Below are 23650 nucleotides of genomic sequence, written 5' to 3' on the forward strand. Positions count from 1 at the left end.
CCGGCGATGCGTCGCCCGTTCATTTATTGCTGAAAAGCCTGGAATGCCCCATGTCGGACCGTTTTGAACTCTTCCTCACTTGCCCCAAGGGCCTCGAAGGCCTGCTGATCGAGGAAGCCGTCGGGCTTGGCCTTGAGGACGCCCGCGAGCACACCTCGGCCGTTCGCGGCATGGCCGACATGGAAACCGCCTACCGCCTGTGCCTGTGGTCACGCTTGGCCAACCGTGTGCTGCTGGTACTCAAGCGCTTCCCGATGAAGGACGCCGAAGACCTCTACCACGGCGTGCTGGATATCGAATGGGCCGACCACATGGTTCCCGACGGCACCCTGGCGGTCGAGTTCAGCGGTCACGGCTCGGGCATCGACAACACCCACTTCGGCGCGCTGAAGGTCAAGGATGCGATCGTCGACAAGCTGCGCACCCCAACCGGCGAGCGTCCATCCATCGACAAGATCAACCCGGACTTGCGCATTCACCTGCGCCTGGACCGTGGCGAAGCGATCCTGTCCCTGGACCTTTCCGGCCACAGCCTGCACCAGCGTGGCTACCGCCTGCAGCAGGGCGCGGCACCGCTGAAGGAAAACCTGGCAGCGGCGATCCTGATTCGCGCCGGCTGGCCACGCATTGCAGCCGAAGGCGGTGCGCTGACCGACCCGATGTGCGGCGTCGGCACCTTTCTGGTTGAAGGCGCGATGATCGCCGCCGACATGGCCCCCAACCTCAACCGCGAGCTGTGGGGTTTCACCACGTGGCTGGGCCACGTCCCGGCGCTGTGGAAAAAGCTGCACACCGAGGCCAGCGAGCGTGCGGCCATTGGTATGAACAAGCCACCGTTGTGGGTCCGCGGTTACGAAGCCGACCCGCGCCTGATTCAACCCGCCCGCAATAACATCGAACGCGCCGGCCTGAGCCACTGGATCAAGGTGTACCAGGGCGAAGTGGGCACGTTCGAGCCGCGCCCGGACCAGAACCAGAAAGGCCTGGTGATCTGCAACCCACCCTACGGCGAGCGCCTGGGTGATGAAGCCAGCCTGTTGTACCTCTACCAGAACCTCGGCGAGCGCCTGCGCCAGGCCTGCATGGGCTGGGAAGCGGCGGTGTTCACCGGCGCGCCGGACCTGGGCAAGCGCATGGGCATCCGCAGCCACAAACAGTATTCGTTCTGGAACGGCGCGTTGCCGTGCAAATTGCTGCTGATCAAGGTCAACCCGGATCAGTTCGTCACCGGCGAACGTCGCACGCCGGAGCAGCGCCAGGCTGAGCGTGAGCAAGCGGCTTACGACCAGGCGCCGACCGAGCCCGTTGAGCGCCAGTACAACAAGAACGGCAACCCGATCAAGCCAGCCCCGGCCCCGGTGGTCGAACAGGCGCGCTTGAGCGAAGGCGGGCAGATGTTTGCCAACCGCCTGCAAAAGAACCTCAAGCTGCTGGGCAAATGGGCCAAGCGTGAAGGCGTGGATTGCTACCGTGTGTATGACGCCGACATGCCCGAGTACTCCATGGCCATCGACCTGTACCACGATTGGGTTCACGTACAGGAATACGCCGCACCAAAATCCATTGACCCGGAAAAAGCCTCGGCGCGCATGTTCGACGCCCTGGCAGCGATTCCCCAGGCCCTGAACGTCGACAAGAGCCGTGTGGTGGTCAAGCGTCGCGAGCGTCAGAGCGGCACCAAGCAATACGAACGCCAGAGCGCCCAAGGCAAGTTCACCGAGGTCAGCGAAGGTGGCGTGAAGCTGCTGGTCAACCTCACCGACTACCTGGATACCGGCCTGTTCCTCGACCACCGCCCGATGCGTATGCGCATCCAGAAAGAAGCGGCCGGCAAGCGCTTCCTCAACCTGTATTGCTACACCGCCACCGCCAGCGTCCATGCTGCCAAGGGTGGAGCGCGCAGCACCACCAGCGTCGACCTGTCCAAAACCTATCTGGACTGGGCGCGTCGCAACTTCTCCCTCAATGGTTTCTCCGACAAGAACCGCCTGGAGCAGGGTGATGTCATGGCGTGGCTGGAGGCCAGTCGTGATGAGTTCGATATGATTTTCATCGATCCGCCGACCTTCTCCAACTCCAAGCGCATGGAAGGTATCTTCGACGTGCAGCGTGACCACGTGCAGTTGCTCGACCTGGCCATGGCGCGCCTGGCGCCGGGTGGCGTGCTGTACTTCTCCAACAACTTCCGCAAGTTCCAGTTGGAAGACAACCTCAGCGAACGCTATGCGGTCGAGGAGATCAGCGACAAGACCATCGACCCGGATTTTGCGCGCAATGCGAAGATCCACCGGGCCTGGAAAATCACTGCTCGCTGATTAATATCAGCAGTTCTGAATGCGCCGAGTATCCAGTGTGGGAGGGGGCTTGCTCCCGATAGCAGAGTATCAGTCACCAATGTATTGGCTGATCCACCGCTATCGGGAGCAAGCCCCCTCCCACATTAAGCCCCTGCAGTTTTTAGGCTGGTCAAACACCCGACCAATGGCTATAACTTAAACCCCAGCCAACGTGACACCCCCGCACACTGGCGTTGTGAGTGTTGCCTATGCCGATGCAAGCTGTCCGCCCGAAAATCCTTGGTTTTATCAGTGAGCAGGCGTCGGCTTGGCTGGTGGCATTGGTGGTGTTGTTGGCTGGCAGTGCGTTGACGATGGTTGTCGCGTGGGCGACTGCCGACCTGTATCAGCAACAGGTGCGCCAGCGTTTCCAGTTGCTGGTCAATGAGCGCTACACCCGCATCCAGGAGCGTTTTGAGGATCAGGAGCTGCGCCTGGGTAGCCTGCAGCGTTTCTTCATCAACTCTGGCGATGTCTCCCGTGCCGAGTTCGACGGCTTTGCCCAGCCTCTGTTGCTCAATGCGCGTGCCTACGCCTGGGCACCGCGCATATTTCGTGAGCAGCGCAGGGCGTTCGAGCAAGAGATTTCCCGTCAGCGTGGCATCCCTTTCAGCATCCGTGAACTCAATGGCTTGGGTGAGTTGGCGCCCGCGCCCGAGCGCGATGAATACGTACCGGTGTTGTACAGCCAGACGCAAAGCCTGCTGGGTTCGCCCTTGGGGTTTGACCTGCTGGCCCAGCCCTTGCGCCGTTCAGCCCTGGAGCGTGCGCAAAAAAACGCCAGGCCGGCAGTGTCACAGCCCATGCAACTGGTGGGCGTGGAGCCTGCCTACGCGGCCGGCGTGCTGCTGGTGGCGCCAGTGAGCAAAACCGTCGGCACCGAGCCCTACGGCTTTGTCATGGCGGTGCTCAGCATGCGCCAACTGGTGGCCGATGGGTTGCCCAAACCGAATCGCGACAATCTGGTCATGCAGATCGTCGACACCTCCGATACGCAGCAACGGGTGTTGTATGCATCCAGCAATACGGTGGGCAACAGCGACCTGACGGCGACACGCCGCCTCACCCTTGGCGATCACGTCTATGCCCTGAGCCTGCGTGCCAGCGAGGTGTTCGACAAGGCCAATCATTCCTCGATGAACACCATTCTGGGCATGGGTGTGCTGCTCAGCGCCTTGCTCAGTGCCTTGCTCTACGTGCTGGTCAGCCAGCGTCAGCGTGCGCTGAAACTGGTGGAACAGCGCACCGTGCAGTTGCGCTTGCGTGAGCAAGAGTTGCGTGGGGCTCACGGGCAATTACGCAGTGTGCTGAATGCGGCGACTCAGGTCGCGATCATCGCCACCGATTTGCGCGGTGTGATCAACACCTTCAATGCCGGTGCCGAACAGATGTTGGGTTTCAAGGCCGAAGAGGTGTTGGGTCGCCTGACCCTGGAAAGCCTGCACCTGGCCGTGGAACTCGAAGCGCGGGCTGCGCCGTTGAGCCTGGCGCTAGGCAAGCGTATTGCGCCGAGCCAGGCAATGCTGGTGGAGAGCCCTGACAGCCTGCATGAAGCTCGCGAGTGGACGCTGGTGCGCAAGGACGGTACCCAACTGACGGTCAACATGCTGGCCACCGTGCTCCTGGACGACTTTGGCCTGTGGGTCGGGCACTTGGCAATTTACCTGGATATCACCGAGCAAAAGCGCGCCTATGAAGCCCTGGCCGCCCGGGACCGTCTGCTGAAAAAACTCAGTGCTCATGTGCCTGGCGGGATTTTCCAGTTCACCCAGGACCTGCAGGGCAATGGGCGTTTCATCTACGCCAGCGAAGGTATGCGCGATATCTATGAAATCGAACTTGGCGCATTACAGCAGGATGCAGGCAAGGTGCTGGAACGCATTCACCCCTTGGACATCGAGCGAGTGCGTGCCTCGATACGTTTGTCGGCGCTGCAACTGAGCCATTGGCGCGAAGAATATCGCGTGCAGTTGCCTCAGCGAGGCTTGCGCTGGATTCGCGGCGAAGCGACACCTGAAGAGTTACCTGGAGGCGGTACGCTTTGGCACGGCTATGTGTCGGATATTTCCGATCTCAAACGGGTCGAGGAAGAACTGCGCGCGCTTTCCATCACTGACTCTCTGACGGGCATCTATAACCGTCGTTATTTTCAGGATCGGCTCAAGGGCGAGATGCTGCGGATCAACCGCACCTCGGGTGCGCTGTCGTTGATCATGCTCGATATCGATCACTTCAAGCGCATCAACGACCAGCATGGTCACGCCGTGGGCGACGGGGTGTTGCAGGAGTTGTGCAAGCGCATAGGCCAGCGCTTGCGCCGTACCGACGTGTTTTGCCGCCTGGGTGGGGAAGAATTCGTGGTGCTGTGCCCAAGTACCAATGGTGCCCAGGCCTATAGCCTGGCAACTCAGTTGTGGCAGTCGTTGCGCGATACGCCGATGGAACCGGTGGGCATCGTCACTGCCAGCTTTGGCGTAGCCAGTTGGCGGACTGATGAAGATATTGATGGGTTGCTGCTGCGCGCTGATTCGGCAGTGTATGTGGCCAAGCAGGCGGGCAGGGACCGGGTCGAGGCGTGTGGGAGCGAGCAAGCCCTACTGCCTGTAGGAGCGAGCTTGCTCGCGAAAAAACCATAGACGCCGCGTTTGTTCAGGAGACACGCGTTATCGTTGACGTTTTTCGCGAGCAAGCTCGCTCCAGCAGGGTAGTGTGATGCTTTACAGAACCGGCGCGGCTGCAACGGCCTTCGGCTGGCGATACAGGTCCAGGAGCACCTGGTCCAACACCGATGACGCGCCCCAAGGCTTGGAGTCGTTGAGAATCGCCACCACCGCCCAAGTGTTGCCGTTGTTGTCACGGCTGAACCCGGCGATGGCGCGTACGGTGTTCAGGGTACCGGTCTTCACGTGAGCTTCGCCGCGCATCGCTGTGGTCTTCAGGCGTTTGCGCATGGTGCCGTCAGTGCCAGCGATTGGCATCGAGCTGATGTACTCCGCCGCGTAGGGGCTTTTCCAGGCGGCTTGCAGCATGGCCGCCATCTCGCGAGCGCTGACCCGTTCGGCGCGGGACAGGCCGGAGCCGTTCTCCATTACCAGGTGCGGTGCGGTGATGCCTTTTTTGGCCAGCCATTGGCGCACGACGCGTTGCGCGGCCTTGGCATCGTCGCCATCGGCATCGTTGCGAAATTGCGCGCCCAGGCTCAGGAACAGTTGCTGGGCCATGGTGTTATTGCTGTATTTGTTGATGTCGCGAATGATCTCCGCCAGGTCCGGCGAGAATGCGCGGGCCAGCACCTTGGCATCCTTGGGCACTGGCGCCTGGATATCGCGGCCCTGGATGGTGCCGCCCAGCTCCTTCCAGATCGCACGCACGGCGCCGGCGGTGTAGGTGGCATGGTCGAGCAGTGACAGGTAAGTCTGAGAGCTGCAGCCATCAGCCAGTTGGCCGCTGACGGTCACAGTCACACTGCCGTCGGCGGCGGTCACCGGGTTGTAACGCACGTCACCGGTGCACTGCTTGGCGTTGGTGACTTTCACCTGGTTGTCGATGCGAATGCTGGCAATCGGAGGTTCGACCGACACGATCACGCGTCCCGAATCATTACGGGTCACGAAGCGCAGGGCCTTGAGGTTGACCAGCAAGGCATCGGGCTTGACCAGGAACGGCTTGTTCTCGTCGTTGCCGTCGTCATTGAAATCAGGCAACAGCGGCTGGTTGAAGAAGTTGCGATCCAGTACCAGATCACCGGTGACCTGCTGCACGCCATTGGCACGCAGGTCGCGCATCAGCAGCCAGAGCTTTTCCATGTTCAGCTTGGGATCGCCGCCGCCCTTGAGGTACAGGTTGCCGCGCAACACGCCACCGCTGAGGGTGCCGTCGGTGTAGAACTCGGTCTTCCACTGGTGGTTGGGGCCGAGCATCTCCAGGGCCGCGTAAGTGGTCACCAGCTTCATGGTTGAGGCCGGGTTCACCGACACGTCGGCATTGAATACGGTTGGCGTACCGGGGCCGTTAAGAGGCAGCATCACCAGGGACAGCGCGGTATTGGGCAGTTTGGCTTTCTGCAGGGCCTGCGCGACGCTGGGGGGCAGGGCAGTATTGATGGGAGCGGCGGTGGCCGAAAGGGCCAAAGGCAAAAGGACACTGGCAAGTAATACAGAACGCAACGATTTGATCATAAGAAATAAAACCCTACTGCTGAGAAGGGTGAAAAAGGCGAGGGGTATATAAGAAAATCCCTCAATGGTCACGAAAGTGTCGGCATTATGCCCCAAGGTGGCTTCACTTGTAGCTGAACGATAGCTGCTAATCAGGTTTTTTTAACGGCCGATGTGCCGCCCGTCCCAGAGAGTCGGGCAATTGCCGCCTTAAACTGCTAAAGTGCCGCCCGTTATTACTTATGAGGATTGTTCCAATGGCGACTAACCGTTCCCAGCGTCTGCGCAAAAAACTGTGCGTTGATGAATTTCAAGAGCTGGGTTTCGAACTGAACCTGGACTTCAACGAAGGCCTGAGTGAAGAAGCTATCGACGCTTTCCTCGAAGCATTCATCAAAGAAGCCATGGAAGCCAATGGTCTGGGCTATGTCGGCGGCGATGACTACGGTCTGGTTTGCCTGCAGAAGCGTGGCTCGGTGTCCGAAGAGCAGCGCGCTGCTGTCGAAGCCTGGCTGAAAACCCGTTCCGAGCTGACCAAGGCTGAAGTCAGCCCGTTGCTGGACGTGTGGTATCCGGAAAAGCCGATCAACGCGGCTAAGTGATACTAAAAAAACGGCGACCTGAGGGTCGCCGTTTTTTTATGCCTTGCGCCAATTCAGAATCAGCAGCGTCAACACCCCCGCGACAATCCCCCAGAACGCCGAGCCGATGGAAAACAACGTCAAGCCTGACGCGGTGACCATAAAGGTGATCAGCGCCGCTTCCCGCTCCTTCGGCTCATTCATGGCAATGCTCAGGCCGTTGATGATCGAGCCAAACAACGCCAGCGCTGCAATCGACAGCACCAGTTCCTTGGGCAGGGCTGCGAACAATGCCGCCAGCGTGGCTCCGAATACCCCGGCAATCCCATAGAACACCCCACACCACACCGCAGCGGTGTAGCGCTTGTTGCGGTCTTCATGGGCGTGCGGCCCGGTGCAGATCGCCGCGCTGATCGCCGCCAGGTTGATGCCGTGGGAGCCGAACGGTGCCAGTACCAGCGAGGCCAGGCCGGTGGTGGTGATCAGCGGCGAAGCCGGCACGGTGTAGCCGTCGGCCCGCAGCACGGCGACACCAGGCATGTTCTGCGAGGTCATGGCCACCACAAACAGCGGGATACCGATGCTGATGGTCGCCGCCAGTGAGAAATGCGGCGTGGTCCATACCGGCGTCGCCACTTCCAGATGAAAACCGCTGAAGTCCAGCAACCCCATCAGCCCCGACAGCGCTGTGCCTATCAGTAGCGCGGCAAGCACGGCATAGCGCGGCGACAGGCGCTTGATGATCAGGTAGGTGAAAAACATCCCCAGTACCAGGCCGGTGCGATGCTGCGCGGCGACGAAGATTTCGCTGCCGATCTTGAACAGGATCCCCGCCAACAACGCCGCCGCCAGCGATGCAGGGATGCGCTTGACCAGTTTTTCAAAGCTGCCGGTCAGCCCGCATAGGGTCACCAGCACCGCGCAGGTGATGTAGGCGCCGATGGCTTCGCCATAACTCACGCCGCCTAAACTGGTGATCAACAGCGCCGCGCCGGGTGTGGACCAGGCGATGGTGATGGGTGTGCGATAGCGCAGGGACAGGCCGATGCTGCACACCGCCATGCCGATGGAAATCGCCCAGATCCACGAAGAAATCTGTGCGGTGGTCAAACCGGCGGCTTGGCCGGCCTGGAACATCAGCACCAGGGAGCTGGTGTAGCCGGTCATCATGGCGATAAAACCGGCGACGATGGCCGAGGGGGAGGTGTCGGCCAGCGGGCGCAAGGGCGCTTGGGTGGCGTCGGTCATGGAAGGGTGTTCCTTTTACCTGGGATTTGCCGGTGACGGCGCAGATTCAAGCCTAAACTCAAACGTAACCAGTCATTGCAATACAGCCGGGGCCGCAAACAGCCGTACAGTGTGTTGGCGCATTGGGTTGTGTACAATGTGCGCTGTTTTTAGGTGATACTTGCCAGCGACCCGTAGTTGCCGTATTACCTTGAATTTGCCGTATTACCGTTAATTCGCCGCCGTTCTCCCTACCCGAGTGCCCATGAACGAACAGTTGCAACCTCTCAAGAAACAACCGCGAGCCGGCAAGACCGGTCGCAGCGGAACCCAGGACGATATCGTCTATGCGCATATCTTCGAGGCGATCCTCGAACAACGCCTGGCACCCGGAACCAAATTGAGTGAAGAGGCACTGGGCGAAATTTTTGGCGTAAGCCGTACCATCATTCGCCGCGCACTGTCGCGCCTGGCCCATGAAGGCGTGGTACTGCTGCGGCCCAATCGCGGCGCAGTGGTTGCCAGCCCCAGTGTGGAAGAAGCGCGCCAGGTGTTCATGGCCCGGCGTCTGGTGGAGCGAGCGATCACGGAGTTGGCGGTGCAGCACGCTACCGCTGAGCAATTGGCCGAGTTGCGCCAGATGGTCAATGACGAGCGCGACAGTTTCTCCCGCGGTGATCGCGGTGCCGGTATCCGTCTTTCCGGCGAGTTCCACCTGAAACTGGCCGAAGCGGCCAAGAACGCGCCGTTGATCAGCTTCCAGCGCAGCCTGGTGTCCCAGACCTCATTGATCATCGCCCAGTACGAAAGCGGCAACCGCTCGCACTGTTCCTACGATGAGCACACCCAGTTGATTGACGCGATCGAAGCCCGCGATGCGGTGCTGGCGGTGAACTTGATGATGCATCACATGGATCATATCGACAGCAAACTCAACCTCGATGAAGAGAGCGCGTCGGATGATTTGCATGCGGTGTTTTCGCACCTTCTACAGACTAAAAAACCTGGGCGCACGTCTGTAAAGTTGTAAACCCAATCAAATGTGGGAGCCGGGCTTGCCCGCGATGCAGGCGCCGCGGTGTATCAGTTACACTGCGGTGATGCTATCGCAGGCAAGCCAGCTCCCACATTGGTTTTGTGGTGTCTCTGAGATCAGCGCTGGTGCACCAGCTGGCCGGCTGCATAGGTTTGCAACACTGCCCGATCATCCCCCAGCGTCATCAGCACAAACAACGTCTCGGCAATGTTATTGGCCTGCTTCAAGCGATAGCTGAGCAGTGGCGTGGCGTTGTAGTCCAGCACCAGGAAGTCCGCGTCCGTCCCCGGCTGCAATGTGCCGATCCTGTCTTCCAGGCGCAACGCGCGCGCACCGCCCAGGGTCGCCAGATAGAGCGACTTGAACGGGCTCAATCGCGCTCCCTGCAACTGCATGACCTTATAGGCTTCATTCAGTGTTTGCAGGAGCGAGAAGCTGGTACCGCCGCCCACGTCGGTGCCCAGGCCTACGTTCAATTTGTGTTTCTCGGCCATGGGCAAGTTGAACAACCCACTGCCGAGGAAGAAGTTCGACGTTGGGCAGAACGCCACCGCCGAGCCGGTCTCCGCCAGCCGTGCGCATTCGTCGTCACACAGGTGCACGCCGTGGGCAAACACCGAGCGCTCGCCGAGCAGTTTGTAATGGTCGTACACGTCCAGGTAGCCGTTGCGCTCGGGAAACAGCTCGTTTACCCACTCGACTTCCTGCTTGTTCTCACTGATGTGGGTCTGCATGTACAGGTCCGGGTATTCGCCCAGCAATTGCCCGGCCAGCGCCAGTTGCTCAGGCGTGCTGGTGGGGGCGAAGCGTGGCGTAACGGCATAATGCAGGCGGCCTTTGCCGTGCCAGCGTTCGATCAACGCTTTGCTTTCTTCATAGCCGCTTTGTGCGGTGTCGGTCAGGTAGTCCGGCGCGTTGCGGTCCATCATTACTTTGCCGGCGATCATGCGCAGGTCGAGTTTTTCCGCAGCTTCAAAGAACGAATTCACCGATTGCGGATGTACGCTGCCGAACACCAGTGCGGTGGTGGTGCCGTTGCGCAGCAACTCCTTGATGAAGATATCCGCGACGTCATCGGCGTGGGCCTTGTCGGCGAACTGGCTTTCACAGGGGAAGGTGTAGGTGTTGAGCCAATCCAGCAATTGCTCGCCGTAGGCGCCGACCATACCGGTTTGCGGCAGATGGATATGGGTGTCGATCAGGCCGGGGGTGATCAATGCGTCCTGGTAGTGCGTGATGTCGATGTCGGCGGGCAGCGTCGGCAGCAGTTCGCTGGCGTGGCCGAGCGCACTGATCTGGCCGTTATCGATCACCAGCAGGCCGTCTTCGAAATACTCGTAGGAGGCGTCGATGCCAACGATGGCAGGGTCGTCGATGCTGTGCAGGATGGCGGCGCGGTAGGCTTTGCGAGTCAAAGGCATGGTTATCTCAATTGATAGCTTGGCTGCGGCGCGAAGCCGGCAGCAGTTTGGCAATGGGTTCGGCGCCGGCGGTGTGCTGGCCGAAATTGGCGTTATAGGTGGCGATGATTTCGCCGGCGATGGAGATGGCGATCTCTACCGGCAACTTGCCCTTCACCTCGGTGAGGCCCATGGGGCAGCGCATGCGTTGCAACCGTGCGGTGTCGAAGCCGCGGCCACGCAGGCGGTGTTCGAATTTGACGCGCTTGGTTTTCGAGCCGATCAGGCCGAAGTAGGCGAAGTCATTGCGCTTGAGCAGGGCGGCGGTGAGTTCCAGGTCCAGCGCGTGATTGTGGGTCATGACGATGCAGTAACTGCCCGCGGGCAGGTCGGCAATTTCATCGACCGGTTCTTCACTGACGATTTTACGCACGCCTTGCGGGATGTGCTCCGGAAACTCCTGCTCACGGGAATCGATCCAGCGCACCCGGCAGGGCAGGCTTGCCAGTAACGGCACCAGCGCACGCCCGACATGGCCGGCGCCAAACACCGCGATCTGCGCCTGCACCTGGCCCATGGGTTCGAACAGCAATACCGCCACGCCACCGCAGCACTGGCCCAGGCTTGCGCCGAGGCTGAAGCGCTCCAGGTGGGTGGTTTGCTGGCCGCGCACGAGCATGTCGCGAGCGAGCTGCATCGCCTTGTATTCCAGGTGCCCGCCGCCGATGGTGTCGAAGGTGTGCGCGGCGCTGATCACCATCTTGGAACCGGCATTACGTGGCGTGGAGCCCAGCTCTTCGATGATGGTGACGAGCACGCAGGGTTCGCCCTGGTTTTGCAGGGTGGCGAGGGCGCTGATCCAGTTGTCCATGTCTACCTCAACATTTCTGCTGTTAGTTCGGCCACTATCGCAGGCAAGCCAGCTCCCACATTTGATTGGGTTCGCACCTTAAAATGTGGGAGCCGGGCTTGCCCGCGATGGCAGCGCCTGGGTCTAGAGCGAAGCCAATTCAGTGTCAGCCTCGACAGCTTTCGCCACCTGCAACTGCCGCATCTGCTCACACCCCCACAACACCCGCTCGGGCGTCGCCGGCGCATCAATTTGGGGTTGATGGCGATAATCGCCGAGGCTCGCCACCGCATCCTTGATCGCGCACCACGAAGCAATCCCGAGCATGAACGGCGGCTCACCCACGGCCTTGGAATGGAACACCGTGTCCTCCGGGTTCTTGCGGTTCTCCACCAGCTTCACCCGCAGGTCCAGCGGCATGTCCGCTACGGCCGGGATCTTGTAGCTGGCCGGGCCGTTAGTCATGAGCTTGCCCTTGTTGTTCCACACCAGTTCTTCCATGGTCAGCCAACCCATGCCCTGGATAAAGCCGCCTTCGACCTGGCCGATGTCGATGGCCGGGTTCAACGAAGCGCCCACATCGTGGAGGATGTCGGTGCGCAGCATCTTGTATTCGCCGGTCAGGGTGTCGACGATCACTTCGCAACAGGCGGCGCCGAACGCGTAGTAGTAGAACGGTCGTCCGCGCGACTGGCTGCGGTCGTAAAAGATTTTCGGGGTCTTGTAGAAACCGGTGCTCGACAGCGAGACCTGGCCGAAATACGCCTGCTGGATCAACGCTTCGAACGTCAGGATCTGCTCGCGTACACGCACATGGCCGTTGCGGAACTCTACGTCCGCTTCACTGACGTCGTACTTGCGCGCAGCGAACTCCACCAGGCGCTGCTTGATGGTCTCGGCGGCATTCTGTGCCGCCTTGCCGTTCAGGTCGGCACCGCTGGAAGCCGCAGTGGGCGAGGTGTTGGGTACCTTGTCGGTGTTGGTGGCGGTGATCTGCACGCGGTCGATGTCCACCTGGAACACTTCGGCCACCACTTGCGCGACCTTGGTATTCAAGCCCTGGCCCATCTCGGTGCCGCCGTGGTTCAGGTGGATGCTGCCATCGGTGTAGATATGAATCAGCGCGCCGGCCTGATTCAGGAAGCTTGCGGTGAAAGAAATGCCGAATTTCACCGGGGTCAGCGCCAGGCCCTTTTTCAGGATCGGGCTGTGGGCGTTATACAGACGGATCGCTTCGCGGCGTTCGGCATATTGGCTGCTGGCTTCGAGCTCGGCGGTCATCTCTTCGAGCATGTTGTGCTCGACGGTCTGGTAGTAGTGGGTGACGTTGCGCTCGGTCTTGCCGTAGTAGTTGGCCTTGCGCACTGCCAACGGATCGAGGGCCAGATGGCGAGTGATGGCGTCCATCACTTCCTCGATGGCGACCATGCCTTGGGGGCCGCCGAAGCCGCGATAGGCGGTGTTGGAGGCGGTGTTGGTCTTGCAGCGATGGCCGTTGACCGTGGCATCGCCCAGGTAATACGAATTGTCGGCGTGGAACATCGCGCGGTCGACAATCGAGTTGGACAGGTCTGGCGAACAGCCGCAGTTACCCGCCAGTTCCAGGTTGATCCCGTGCAGGCGACCGTTGTCGTCGAAGCCCACGTCGTACTCGATATAGAACGGGTGACGCTTGCCCGTCATCAGCATGTCTTCAACCCGCGGCAAACGCATCTTGGTCGGCTGGCCGGTCAAGCGTGCTACCACCGCGCACAGGCAGGCGGGGCTGGCGGCCTGGGTTTCCTTGCCGCCGAACCCGCCGCCCATGCGACGCATGTCCACAACAATCTTGTTCATCGACACGTCAAGCACTTCGGCCACCAGCTTCTGCACTTCGGTAGGGTTTTGCGTAGAGCAATAGACGATCATGCCGCCGTCTTCGGTGGGCATTACCGAAGAGATCTGGGTTTCCAGATAGAAGTGTTCCTGGCCGCCGATATGCAAGGTCCCCTGGATACGGTGCTTGGCACTCGCCAGCGCAGACGCCGAATCGCCGCGTTGGTGCGTGTGGCTGTCGAGCACGAAATGCTTGTTGCGAAAGGCTTCGACCACATCCAGCACCGGCTCCAGGTCTTCGTATTCGATCACCGCCGCCATCGCCGCCTTGCGCGCGGTCTCCAGGTCACGGGCCGCCACGGCCAGCACCACCTGGCCGACGAACTGCACGGTGTCGATGGCCAGCAATGGGTCGCCGGGCATCAACGGTCCGATGTCTTTCAGGCCCGGTACGTCTTCGTGGGTGATCGCAATGCGCACGCCGTCGAAGGCGTAGCAGGGCGCAGTGTCGATACTGAGGATGCGGGCGTGGGCACGGTCGGACAGGCGCGCATACAGGTGCAACTGGTTGGGAAATTCCAGGCGGTCATCGATGTACTGCGCTTCGCCGCTGACGTGCTTGGCGGCGCTGTCATGCTTGACGCTGCGCCCGACCCCGGAGGTGAGGTCCTGGGCAAACAGTTCGGCAAGTTCGGCTTGGGTCTTTACGACGGCGTGATGGTTAGACATAAGCGGTCACCCGAGTCTCGATGTGCGGCGTTTGCAGTTCGATGAAGTACTTGCGCAGCAGGTTCTGCGCGCTGAGCAGGCGATATTCCTTGCTGGCGCGGAAGTCCGACAGCGGGGTGAAGTCCTGTGCCAGGGCGGCGCAGGCTTTCTCGACCGTGGCCGAGTTCCAGATGGCGCCCACCAGCGCGGCCTCGCAACTTTTTGCGCGTTTTGGTGTGGCAGCCATGCCTCCGAAGGCAACGCGCGCCGCGCTGATCACACCGTTGTCGATGTTCAGGTTGAACGCCGCGCACACGGCGGAAATATCATCGTCCAGGCGCTTGGACACCTTATAGGCACGGAACAGTGCGTGGCCTTTGGGCACGATGATCTTCTCGATGAACTCGCTGTCCTGGCGGGCGGTGACACGGTAATCGATGAAATAGTCTTCCAGCGCCAGCGTGCGGCGGGTGTTGCCTTTGCACAGTACGATCTGGGCGCCGAGCGCAATCAACAGTGGCGGCGAATCCCCAATCGGTGAGGCGTTGCCGATATTGCCGCCCAGGGTGCCCTGGTTGCGGATTTGCAGGGAGGCGAAGCGCTGCAGCAGTCCGCCGAAGTCCGGGTATTCATGGTGTAGCGCGGTGTAGCAATCGGAGAGAACGGTGGCCGCGCCGATCTCCAGGCGGTCGTCGAAATGTTCGATGCGCTTCATGTCTTCAATGTTGCCGACGTAGATCATCACCGGCAGGGTGCGGTGGAACTGGGTGACTTCCAGCGCCAGGTCGGTGCCGCCGGCCAGCAGGCGGGCTTGCGGATAGGCGTCGTAGAGGTCGGCCAGGTCGGCGACGGTCAAGGGCACCAGGCAGCGTTTGTCACCGCTGTTGAGCTCGCCGGTCTGGGTGGGCGCGATGCTTTTAAGGCGAGCGATGGTGTCGGCCTCGCGGCTGTCGAACTGATCCTGGGGCTTGTTGCAGCAGGCTTGTTCGGCGGCGGCCAGGATCGGGCGATAACCGGTGCAGCGGCACAGGTTGCCGGCCAGGGCTTCATGGGCTTTGTGGCTGTCGGGGGCGTCGCTGTTCTTTTGCAGGGCAAACAACGACATCACGAAACCCGGGGTGCAAAAGCCGCACTGCGAGCCATGGCACTCGACCATGGCCTGTTGCACGCTGTGCAGTTGGCCCTGGTGCTTGAGGTCTTCAACGCTGATCAGTTGTTTGCCGTGCAGCGACGACACGAACGTCAGGCAGGAATTGAGGCTGCGATAACGAATCTGCTCGGCGCCTTGCTCGTCGGTGTGCAGCTCGCCGACCACCACCGTGCACGCACCGCAGTCGCCGCTGGCGCAGCCTTCCTTGGTACCGGATTTGCCCACATGCTCACGCAGATAGTTGAGCACGGTCAGGTTGGGGTCCAGGGCGTGCTCGCTACGGAGTTCCTGGTTGAGTAAAAACTGGATCACGGAAGGCCTCGCAGACTCATTATTGTTGTTAACCGCTTTGCGCCGAATCTAGTCATGTCTGACTTTTCGGTCAATGGTTTTCTGACCTAAGGGTCAAGAAAATGCGATCGCAACACTTTCAATTATGGTTCAGTCTTCTGGAACCGGTGTTTTTGGCGGCGCGTGGGCTGTTAACGTTGCTTATTTCATGCCAAATTCGCCACGGTGGGCGTAGCGCCATCAGCGGGCCAATGCGCTACACTGCCGCGCTTGTACCGATAGAAGATTTTGAAGGGAAAACATGACGTTCAAGGCGCCGGACAGTCTCGCCGAGCAAATCGCTCACCACCTCGCCGAACGTATCATTCGCGGCGAACTCAAGCCTGGAGAGCGGATCCAGGAGCAGAAGGTCACGCTGGCGCTCAACGTCAGTCGCGGTTCCGTGCGCGAAGCCTTGCTGATCCTCGAACGCCGCCATCTGATCGCGATCCTGCCGCGCCGTGGCGCCCACGTTACCGAGCTCACCGCGCACAAGGTGCAGAGCCTGTGTACGTTGATGGGCGAGATGTACATCCTGCTCGGCAATGCAGTGGCCGAAGGCTGGCAGACCCAGGCCGATATGGCGCCGTTCCTGCAGATCCAGCAACGCCTGCAGCTGAGCTTGGAGCGCGAGGACATCCGTGCCTTCGTCGAAGAAAGCTTCAGCGTGATGCGCGCCGCGTACCCCTTCGCCAACAACCCGTATTTGCAGGAAACCGTTGAAAACCTGCAGCCGGCGATGAACCGCGCCTATTACCTGGCCCTGGATCAGCGCAAGGCGTCCATGAGCGAGTTTCAGGCCTTGTTCGAGCAATTGCTCGCCGCGGTGCTCGCCCGTGACCTGGTACAAATTCGCCTGGTGCTGTCGGCCTACTGCCAGCGCAGTAGCTCGCTGGTCATCGCTGCGTTGGCGGACGCCTAAGCGTGCGGCTCAAGTGCATCAAGTTGGCGGGGTTCAAATCCTTCGTCGACCCGACTACCGTGAACTTCCCCAGCAACATGGCAGCGGTAGTGGGACCCAATGGCTGCGGCAAGTCGAACATCATCGACGCCGTACGCTGGGTGATGGGCGAGAGCTCGGCGAAGAACCTGCGTGGCGAGTCGATGACCGACGTCATCTTCAACGGCTCCACCAGCCGCAAGCCGGTGAGCCAGGCCAGCATCGAACTGGTGTTCGACAACTCCGACGGTACCTTGGTCGGCGAATACGCCGCTTACGCGGAGATCTCCATTCGCCGTAAAGTCACACGCGACAGCCAGAACAGTTACTTCCTCAACGGCACCAAATGTCGCCGCCGGGACATCACCGATATCTTCCTCGGCACAGGCTTGGGCCCGCGCAGCTATTCGATCATCGAACAGGGCATGATCTCCAAGCTGATCGAAGCCAAGCCCGAAGACCTGCGCAACTTTATCGAAGAAGCAGCCGGCATCTCCAAGTACAAGGAGCGCCGCCGCGAAACTGAAAACCGCATCCGCCGTACCCATGAAAACCTCGCCCGCCTGACCGACCTGCGCGAAGAGCTGGAGCGCCAGTTGGAGCGTCTGCACCGTCAGGCCCAGGCCGCCGAGAAGTATCAGGAATACAAGGGCGAAGAGCGCCAGCTCAAGGCGCAACTGTCGGCCCTGCGTTGGCAGGCGTTGAACGATCAGGTGGGTCAGCGCGAAGCGATCATCGGCACTCAGGAAGTCAGCTTTGAGGCGCTGGTGGCCGAGCAACGTAATGCTGACGCCAGCATCGAACGCTTGCGTGACGGGCACCATGAACTGTCCGAACGCTTCAATCTGGTGCAGGGCCGTTTCTATTCGGTGGGGGGCGATATCGCTCGGGTCGAGCAGAGCATCCAGCACGGCCAGCAGCGTTTGCGCCAGTTGCAGGACGACTTGAAGGAGGCCGAGCGCGCCCGCCTGGAAACCGAGTCGCACCTGGGCCATGACCGCACCTTGCTGCTGACCCTCGGCGAAGAGCTGGACATGCTCACCCCCGAGCAGGAAATCACCAACGCCGCCGCCGAAGAGGCCGCCGCCGCGCTGGAAGAATCCGAAACCACCATGCACGCCTGGCAGGAGCAGTGGGATACCTTCAACCTGCAATCGGCCGAGCCGCGTCGCCAGGCCGAGGTGCAGCAGTCGCGCATCCAGCAACTGGAAACCAGCATGGAGCGCCTGGCCGAACGCCAGCGTCGCCTGCAGGAAGAGCGCGTATTGCTCGCCGCCGACCCCGAAGACGCGGCGATCATGGCGCTGAGCGAGCAACTGGCCGAAAGCGAAATGACGCTGGAAGAGTTGGAAGCCAGCGAAGAACAACAGGTGGAGCGCCTGGAGCAGTTGCGCCAGCAATTGCAAACGGCAACCCAGGCGCAGCAGCAGGCCCAGGGCGATCTGCAGCGGCTCAATGGGCGCCTGGCATCTCTTGAGGCCTTGCAGCAAGCTGCGCTGGACCCTGGCACCGGCACCGCCGAGTGGCTGCGCGACCAGCATCTGGCCGAGCGCCCGCGCCTGGCCGAAGGCTTGAAGGTAGAAGCCGGTTGGGAGCTGGCGGTGGAAACCGTGCTCGGCGCCGACCTGCAAGCGGTGCTGGTGGACGATTTTGGCGGCTTCGACCTGGCCGGTTTCGCCCAGGGCGATTTGCGTTTGCTCAGCCCGGCGGCCGACGGCACGCGGGTACCAGGCAGCTTGCTGGACAAGGTCGAGGCGGCGCTTGATTTGTCGCCATGGCTGGGCCAGGTCAAGCCGGTTGAGACACTGGAGCAGGCCCTGGCCCAACGTGGTCAACTGAGCGCCGGCGAAAGCCTGATCAGTCGCGACGGTTATTGGATCGGCCGACATTTCCTGCGCGTGCGCCGCGCCAGCGAAGCGGAAAGTGGCGTATTGGCCCGCGGCCAGGAAATCGTCAACCTGATCGCCGAACGCGAAGAGCGCGAAGCCACCCTCGAAAGCCTGGAAACCGAACTGCAAACCCTGCGCGCCACCCAGCGCCAGCAAGAGACCGGCCGCGAACACCTGCGCCGCTTGTTGCAAGACGAAGCGCGCCAGCAAGGCGAATTGAAAGCCCAACTGTCGGCGAGCAAAGCCAAGGTCGAACAACTGACCCTGCGCCGCACCCGCCTTGACGAAGAAGTGGCCGAGATGGGCGAACAGCGCGCCCTTGAACATGAGCAGGTTGGCGAAGCGCGCCTGCAATTGCAGGAAGCCCTCGACAGCATGGCGCTGGATACCGAGCAGCGCGAGTTGCTGCTGGCCCAGCGTGACAGCCTGCGCGAACGCCTCGACCGCGTGCGCCAGGAAGCTCGCCAGCACAAGGATCACGCTCACCAGTTGGCGGTGCGCCTGGGCTCTCTGCGGGCCCAGCATGATTCCACGCGCCAGGCCCTTGAGCGCCTGGAGATGCAGTCCGAACGCCTCACCGAAAAACGTGAGCAACTGAGCCTCAACCTGGAGGAGGGCGAGGCGCCGTTGGAAGAGCTGCGCCTCAAGCTTGAGGAACTGCTCGACAAGCGCATGACCGTCGACGTAGAGCTCAAGACCGCGCAGATCGCCCTGGAAGATGCCGACCGCGAACTGCGTGACGCTGAAAAGCGCCGCACCATGGCCGAGCAGCAATCCCAATTGATCCGCGGCCAACTCGAACAACAGCGCATGGAGTGGCAAGCCCTCACCGTGCGCCGCAAGACCTTGCAGGACCAGTTGCTCGAAGACGGTTATGACCTGCATGGCGTGCTCAACACCCTGACCGCCCAGGCCAACGAGAAGGACGCCGAAGAAGAACTTGAGCGGATTGCCGCGCGCATTCAACGCCTTGGCGCCATCAACCTTGCGGCGATCGATGAGTACCAGCAGCAGTCCGAGCGCAAACGTTATCTGGATGCTCAGGATGCCGATCTGGTCGAAGCCCTGGACACCCTGGAAAACGTGATCCGCAAGATCGACAAGGAAACCCGCAACCGCTTCAAAGATACCTTTGATCAGATTAATGGCGGTTTACAGGCGTTATTCCCAAAAGTTTTCGGTGGTGGCAGTGCCTACTTGGAACTGACGGGCGAAGATCTACTCGATACAGGGGTAACGATCATGGCGCGGCCTCCGGGCAAGAAGAACAGCACCATCCATTTGTTGTCCGGTGGCGAAAAAGCCCTGACCGCATTGGCCTTGGTATTTGCCATCTTCAAGTTGAACCCGGCGCCGTTCTGTATGCTCGACGAAGTTGACGCGCCGCTGGATGACGCTAACGTTGGACGCTACGCTCGGTTGGTCAAAGAGATGTCCCAGACTGTGCAGTTCATCTACATCACCCACAACAAGATCGCCATGGAAATGGCGGACCAGTTGATGGGGGTCACGATGCACGAGCCGGGCTGTTCGCGTTTGGTCGCAGTGGATGTGGAAGAGGCGATGGCAATGGTGGAATCCTGAACCATGCCAGGAGAGAGAATTTACGGCACGTCGTAGGGCGATTTACCGGTCTGGCGAAAGTGGCAAATGGACATATTTGTTCAAGGCATTTTGACAGACGGTGTAAAGTTATCTTTGGTCGTGCTAGTTTAATGTCAATTTTTCGTATGCGTGGGCAAAACGTCAGTCAGAACATAGAGTTGGCGCCACGTTTTAAAGCGGTTTGCACGGTGCTAAACCCCTTATTTTTCAGCATTTTTTATTAGAGGCACGGGATTACATGGAAATCGGTCTGCGCGAGTGGCTGATCGTCATCGGCATCATTGTCATTGCCGGTATTCTTTTCGATGGCTGGCGCCGCATGCGCGGTGGAAAGGGCAAGCTCAAGTTCCGTTTGGACCGAAACCTGTCCAACTTGCCTGACGACGACGGCGCCGCCGAGCTGCTGGGGCCGCCCCGTGTGCTGGATACCCACAAAGAGCCGCAACTGGATGAGCATGATTTGCCGTCAATGAGCGCGCCGTTGCGCGAAGCCCGCGAGCCGTCCTCCAAGCGCGGCAAGCGTGGTGGCGCGGCGGTTGCCGAGCCGCATCAAGGTGACCTGAACCTGGACGTCGATGACGGCCCGAGCTTCAGCAGCCGTGATGACGACTTCCCCGACGAGACCCCGACCAAAAGCGCGCCACGCCAATCGGTAAACGATCAGCCGGCCGCCGAGGAAGTCCTGGTTATCAGTGTGATCTGCCGCGATGCCGGTGGCTTCAAGGGCCCTGCGCTGTTGCAGAACATCCTTGAGAGCGGCCTGCGCTTTGGCGAGATGGATATTTTCCACCGTCACGAGAGCATGGCCGGTAACGGTGAAGTGCTGTTCTCCATGGCCAATGCGGTCAAACCCGGCACTTTCGATCTGGACGATATCGACCTGTTCAGCACTCCGGCGGTGAGTTTCTTCCTCGGCTTGCCAGGCCCGCGTCACCCCAAGCAAGCGTTTGATGTGATGGTGGCCGCAGCTCGCAAGCTGTCCCAGGAATTGAACGGCGAGCTCAAGGACGACCAACGCAGCGTCCTGACCGCCCAGACCATCGAGCATTATCGTCAGCGCATCGTCGAGTTCGAGCGTCGTGCCCTGACACAGAAACGCTGAGGTTCGATCATAAGCGTTGTCTGTAGAATCCATGCACTAACATATTGAGCAGCTTCGGCTGCTCTTTTGCTTTATGAGAGAACACCCATGACCGCCGCCCACACCCGCATTCTCGAACTGCGCGCTGAACTGGATCAGCACAACTATCGCTACCACGTGCTTGACGAGCCGAGCATTCCGGACGCCGAGTACGATCGCTTGTTCCACGAGCTCAAGGCCCTGGAAGCCGAGCATCCGGAGCTGGTGACGCGTGATTCACCGACACAGCGGGTCGGCAGTGCGGCGCTGTCGGCATTCACCCAGGTCAAGCATGAGATCCCGATGCTCAGCCTGGGCAACGCCTTTGATGAAACCACCATGCTGGAGTTTGATCGCCGGGTGACCGAGGGCCTCGACCTGCCGGTAGGCGATCTGTTTGGCGCGGGTGCGGCAGTGGAGTACAGCTGCGAGCCAAAGCTCGATGGCCTGGCGGTCAGCCTGCTGTATCAGGACGGTGAACTGGTACGCGGCGCCACCCGGGGTGACGGCACTACCGGTGAGGACATCAGCGTCAACGTGCGCACCGTGCGCAATATTCCGCTCAAGCTGCACGGCAGCGGCTGGCCGGCTACTCTGGAAGTCCGTGGCGAAGTGTTCATGTCCAAGGCCGGGTTCGAACGCCTGAATGCCTCGCAGCTGGAAGTCGGCGGCAAGACCTTCGCCAACCCGCGCAACGCCGCGGCGGGCAGCCTGCGCCAACTGGACTCGAAGATCACTGCCAGCCGCCCGCTGGAATTCTGCTGCTATGGCATCGGCCAAGTGACTGCCGACATCAGTGACACCCATATCGGCAACCTCAAGCAGTTGCAGAAGTGGGGCATGCCGATCAGTCACGAACTGAAGCTGGCCAAGGGTATCCAGGAGTGCCTGGACTACTACCGCGACATTGGCGAGCGCCGTAATGCGCTGGGCTATGAAATAGACGGCGTGGTGTTCAAGGTCAACAGCATCGCGTCCCAGCGTGAACTGGGCTTCCGCGCCCGCGAGCCGCGTTGGGCGATTGCGCATAAATTTCCGGCGATGGAAGAGCTGACCGAGTTGCTCGACGTGGAGTTCCAGGTTGGCCGTACCGGTGCTGTCACTCCGGTGGCGCGCTTGAAGCCGGTCAAGGTGGCTGGCGTGACGGTGTCCAACGCGACCCTGCACAACATGGACGAAGTGGCGCGCCTGGGGCTGATGATCGGTGACACGGTGATCATCCGCCGCGCTGGTGATGTGATTCCGCAAGTGGTCTCGGTGGTCACCGAGCGTCGCCCGGAGCACGCCCGCGCGGTGCAGATCCCCGAGAACTGCCCGGTGTGCGGCTCCCATGTGGAGCGCACGCAACTGGTCAAGCGCAGCAAAGGCAAGGAAACCGTCAGCGAAGGCGCGGTGTACCGTTGCGTCGGGCGCCTGGCCTGTGGCGCGCAGCTCAAGCAGGCGATCATTCATTTCGTCTCGCGGCGTGCCATGGATATCGACGGCCTGGGCGACAAGACCATCGAGCAATTGGTGGATGAGAAACTCATCGGTTCGCCGGCAGACCTCTACAAGCTCAAGTACGAACAGATCATCGACCTGGAAGGCTTTGCCGATATCTCCAGCAAGAAGCTGATCAGCGCCATCGAAAACAGCAAGACCCCGACCCTGGCGCGTTTTATCTACGCCCTGGGAATTCCCGATGTGGGCGAAGAGACCGCCAAGGTGCTGGCACGCTCCCTGGCCTCCCTTGAGCGTGTGCAGAACGCTTTGCCTGAAGTACTGACCTACTTGCCCGACGTCGGCCTGGAAGTGGCGCACGAGATTCATAGCTTCTTTGAAGACAGCCATAACCAGGATGTGATCGGTGCACTGTTGTCGCCGGACGAGTGTGGCCTGCAATTGCAGGAGCAGGGCGATCTGAGTGCCGAATTTGCTGCCAGCACCACCTTGGGCGGCTTGCTCGACAAGTTGCATGTGCCTTCCGTCGGGCCCGGCGCTGCGCAGAAATTGGCAGACAAGTTCGGCTCGCTGGAAGGCGTGATCAAGGCCGATTGGCTGGATATGCGCCAGGCCCTGCCCGAGAAGCAAGCCAAGGCCGTGCGCGAATTCTTCGACAACCCTGACAACGCCCACCATGCCCTGGCCATCGAGCAGCAGCTCAAGGACTTCGGCATGCACTGGCAGAGCGAGAAAAAGGTCGTTGAAGGCTTGCCGGAAGCCGGGCACACCTGGGTACTCACCGGCTCCCTGGAGTTGATGAGCCGCGACGTCGCCAAGGACAAGCTCGAAAGCCTGGGCGCCAAGGTGGCCGGTTCCGTCTCGGCGAAAACCCACTGCGTGGTCGCCGGGCCGGGGGCCGGTTCCAAATTGGCCAAGGCCAGCGAGTTGGGCCTTAAAGTGCTGGATGAGGAGGCCTTCGTCGCCTTCTTGGCCAGCCACAACATCAGCGTCTGACCTCTTCCTGTGGCGAGGGAGCTTGCTCCCGTCGGGCTGCGCAGCAGCCCCTCAAGAAAGCGGAACGATC

Annotated in this window: 14 protein-coding genes; 8 read left to right on the plus strand and 6 right to left on the minus strand. The window is 60.8% G+C overall.

Annotation, left to right across the window (positions count from 1 at the left end):
• Positions 1-50: 50 nt before the first annotated feature.
• On the plus strand, positions 51-2315 hold the full coding sequence (gene rlmKL, locus QMK52_RS14810) for a bifunctional 23S rRNA (guanine(2069)-N(7))-methyltransferase RlmK/23S rRNA (guanine(2445)-N(2))-methyltransferase RlmL (protein ID WP_005790343.1): 2265 nt from the start codon (positions 51-53) through the stop codon (positions 2313-2315).
• Positions 2316-2545: 230 nt separating this feature from the next.
• Complete coding sequence (locus QMK52_RS14815) at positions 2546-4972, plus strand: diguanylate cyclase (protein ID WP_005790341.1); 2427 nt, start codon at positions 2546-2548, stop codon at positions 4970-4972.
• 81 nt (positions 4973-5053) lie between these two features.
• Here the strand turns inward: QMK52_RS14815 and dacB are convergent, their stop codons facing one another.
• The gene (gene dacB, locus QMK52_RS14820) at positions 5054-6514 is read right to left on the minus strand and encodes a D-alanyl-D-alanine carboxypeptidase/D-alanyl-D-alanine-endopeptidase (RefSeq protein WP_005790339.1); all 1461 of its coding nucleotides are present in this window, start codon (positions 6512-6514) and stop codon (positions 5054-5056) included.
• 236 nt (positions 6515-6750) lie between these two features.
• Here dacB and QMK52_RS14825 point away from each other — a divergent pair, with 236 nt between their 5' ends.
• Positions 6751-7095, plus strand: coding sequence for a YggL family protein (locus QMK52_RS14825; RefSeq protein ID WP_003193255.1), 345 nt, complete (start codon positions 6751-6753; stop codon positions 7093-7095).
• A 36-nt stretch (positions 7096-7131) separates the two neighbouring features.
• Here QMK52_RS14825 and QMK52_RS14830 read toward each other — a convergent pair whose 3' ends face one another.
• On the minus strand, positions 7132-8322 hold the full coding sequence (locus QMK52_RS14830) for a benzoate/H(+) symporter BenE family transporter (RefSeq protein ID WP_005790336.1): 1191 nt from the start codon (positions 8320-8322) through the stop codon (positions 7132-7134).
• Positions 8323-8566: 244 nt separating this feature from the next.
• Between QMK52_RS14830 and QMK52_RS14835 the strand changes: the two genes are divergently transcribed.
• Positions 8567-9331 carry a GntR family transcriptional regulator gene (locus tag QMK52_RS14835; protein ID WP_005790335.1) on the plus strand — a complete coding sequence of 255 codons (765 nt, stop codon included), beginning with the start codon at positions 8567-8569 and terminating at the stop codon, positions 9329-9331.
• Positions 9332-9453: 122 nt separating this feature from the next.
• On the opposite strand, the gene guaD is transcribed toward QMK52_RS14835, so the two are convergent.
• The 4 genes from guaD to xdhA all read right to left on the minus strand — a co-directional run bounded on the left by guaD (position 9454) and on the right by xdhA (position 15572).
• On the minus strand, positions 9454-10758 hold the full coding sequence (gene guaD / locus QMK52_RS14840) for a guanine deaminase (RefSeq protein ID WP_005790333.1): 1305 nt from the start codon (positions 10756-10758) through the stop codon (positions 9454-9456).
• A 7-nt stretch (positions 10759-10765) separates the two neighbouring features.
• Positions 10766-11608 carry a xanthine dehydrogenase accessory protein XdhC gene (xdhC, locus tag QMK52_RS14845; protein ID WP_005790331.1) on the minus strand — a complete coding sequence of 281 codons (843 nt, stop codon included), beginning with the start codon at positions 11606-11608 and terminating at the stop codon, positions 10766-10768.
• A 123-nt stretch (positions 11609-11731) separates the two neighbouring features.
• Complete coding sequence (xdhB, locus tag QMK52_RS14850; protein ID WP_320403015.1) at positions 11732-14131, minus strand: xanthine dehydrogenase molybdopterin binding subunit; 2400 nt, start codon at positions 14129-14131, stop codon at positions 11732-11734.
• Positions 14124-15572, minus strand: coding sequence for a xanthine dehydrogenase small subunit (gene xdhA, locus QMK52_RS14855; RefSeq protein WP_320403016.1), 1449 nt, complete (start codon positions 15570-15572; stop codon positions 14124-14126). The genes xdhB and xdhA overlap by 8 nt, the downstream gene beginning before the upstream one ends.
• Before the next feature lie 280 nt (positions 15573-15852).
• Here xdhA and QMK52_RS14860 point away from each other — a divergent pair, with 280 nt between their 5' ends.
• The 4 genes from QMK52_RS14860 (at position 15853) to ligA (ending at position 23580) form a co-directional block, all read left to right on the plus strand.
• Complete coding sequence (locus QMK52_RS14860) at positions 15853-16512, plus strand: GntR family transcriptional regulator (protein ID WP_005790326.1); 660 nt, start codon at positions 15853-15855, stop codon at positions 16510-16512.
• Positions 16513-16514: 2 nt separating this feature from the next.
• The gene (smc, locus tag QMK52_RS14865) at positions 16515-20003 is read left to right on the plus strand and encodes a chromosome segregation protein SMC (protein WP_005790324.1); all 3489 of its coding nucleotides are present in this window, start codon (positions 16515-16517) and stop codon (positions 20001-20003) included.
• 259 nt (positions 20004-20262) lie between these two features.
• Positions 20263-21126 carry a cell division protein ZipA gene (gene zipA / locus QMK52_RS14870; protein WP_005790323.1) on the plus strand — a complete coding sequence of 288 codons (864 nt, stop codon included), beginning with the start codon at positions 20263-20265 and terminating at the stop codon, positions 21124-21126.
• Between the two features lie 87 nt (positions 21127-21213).
• Complete coding sequence (ligA, locus tag QMK52_RS14875) at positions 21214-23580, plus strand: NAD-dependent DNA ligase LigA (RefSeq protein ID WP_005790321.1); 2367 nt, start codon at positions 21214-21216, stop codon at positions 23578-23580.
• Positions 23581-23650 lie beyond the last annotated feature (70 nt).

Source organism: Pseudomonas sp. P9_2 (assembly GCF_034008255.1).
Taxonomy (GTDB): Bacteria; Pseudomonadota; Gammaproteobacteria; order Pseudomonadales; family Pseudomonadaceae; genus Aquipseudomonas; species Aquipseudomonas synxantha_A.

Coding starts and splice junctions, on each gene's coding strand:
- rlmKL (WP_005790343.1), top strand. CDS start 51: ATGTCGGACCGTTTTGAACTCTTCCTCACTTGCCCCAAGGGCCTCGAA.
- QMK52_RS14815 (WP_005790341.1), top strand. CDS start 2,546: ATGCCGATGCAAGCTGTCCGCCCGAAAATCCTTGGTTTTATCAGTGAG.
- dacB (WP_005790339.1), bottom strand. CDS start 6,514: ATGATCAAATCGTTGCGTTCTGTATTACTTGCCAGTGTCCTTTTGCCT.
- QMK52_RS14825 (WP_003193255.1), top strand. CDS start 6,751: ATGGCGACTAACCGTTCCCAGCGTCTGCGCAAAAAACTGTGCGTTGAT.
- QMK52_RS14830 (WP_005790336.1), bottom strand. CDS start 8,322: ATGACCGACGCCACCCAAGCGCCCTTGCGCCCGCTGGCCGACACCTCC.
- QMK52_RS14835 (WP_005790335.1), top strand. CDS start 8,567: ATGAACGAACAGTTGCAACCTCTCAAGAAACAACCGCGAGCCGGCAAG.
- guaD (WP_005790333.1), bottom strand. CDS start 10,758: ATGCCTTTGACTCGCAAAGCCTACCGCGCCGCCATCCTGCACAGCATC.
- xdhC (WP_005790331.1), bottom strand. CDS start 11,608: ATGGACAACTGGATCAGCGCCCTCGCCACCCTGCAAAACCAGGGCGAA.
- xdhB (WP_320403015.1), bottom strand. CDS start 14,131: ATGTCTAACCATCACGCCGTCGTAAAGACCCAAGCCGAACTTGCCGAA.
- QMK52_RS14860 (WP_005790326.1), top strand. CDS start 15,853: ATGACGTTCAAGGCGCCGGACAGTCTCGCCGAGCAAATCGCTCACCAC.
- zipA (WP_005790323.1), top strand. CDS start 20,263: ATGGAAATCGGTCTGCGCGAGTGGCTGATCGTCATCGGCATCATTGTC.
- ligA (WP_005790321.1), top strand. CDS start 21,214: ATGACCGCCGCCCACACCCGCATTCTCGAACTGCGCGCTGAACTGGAT.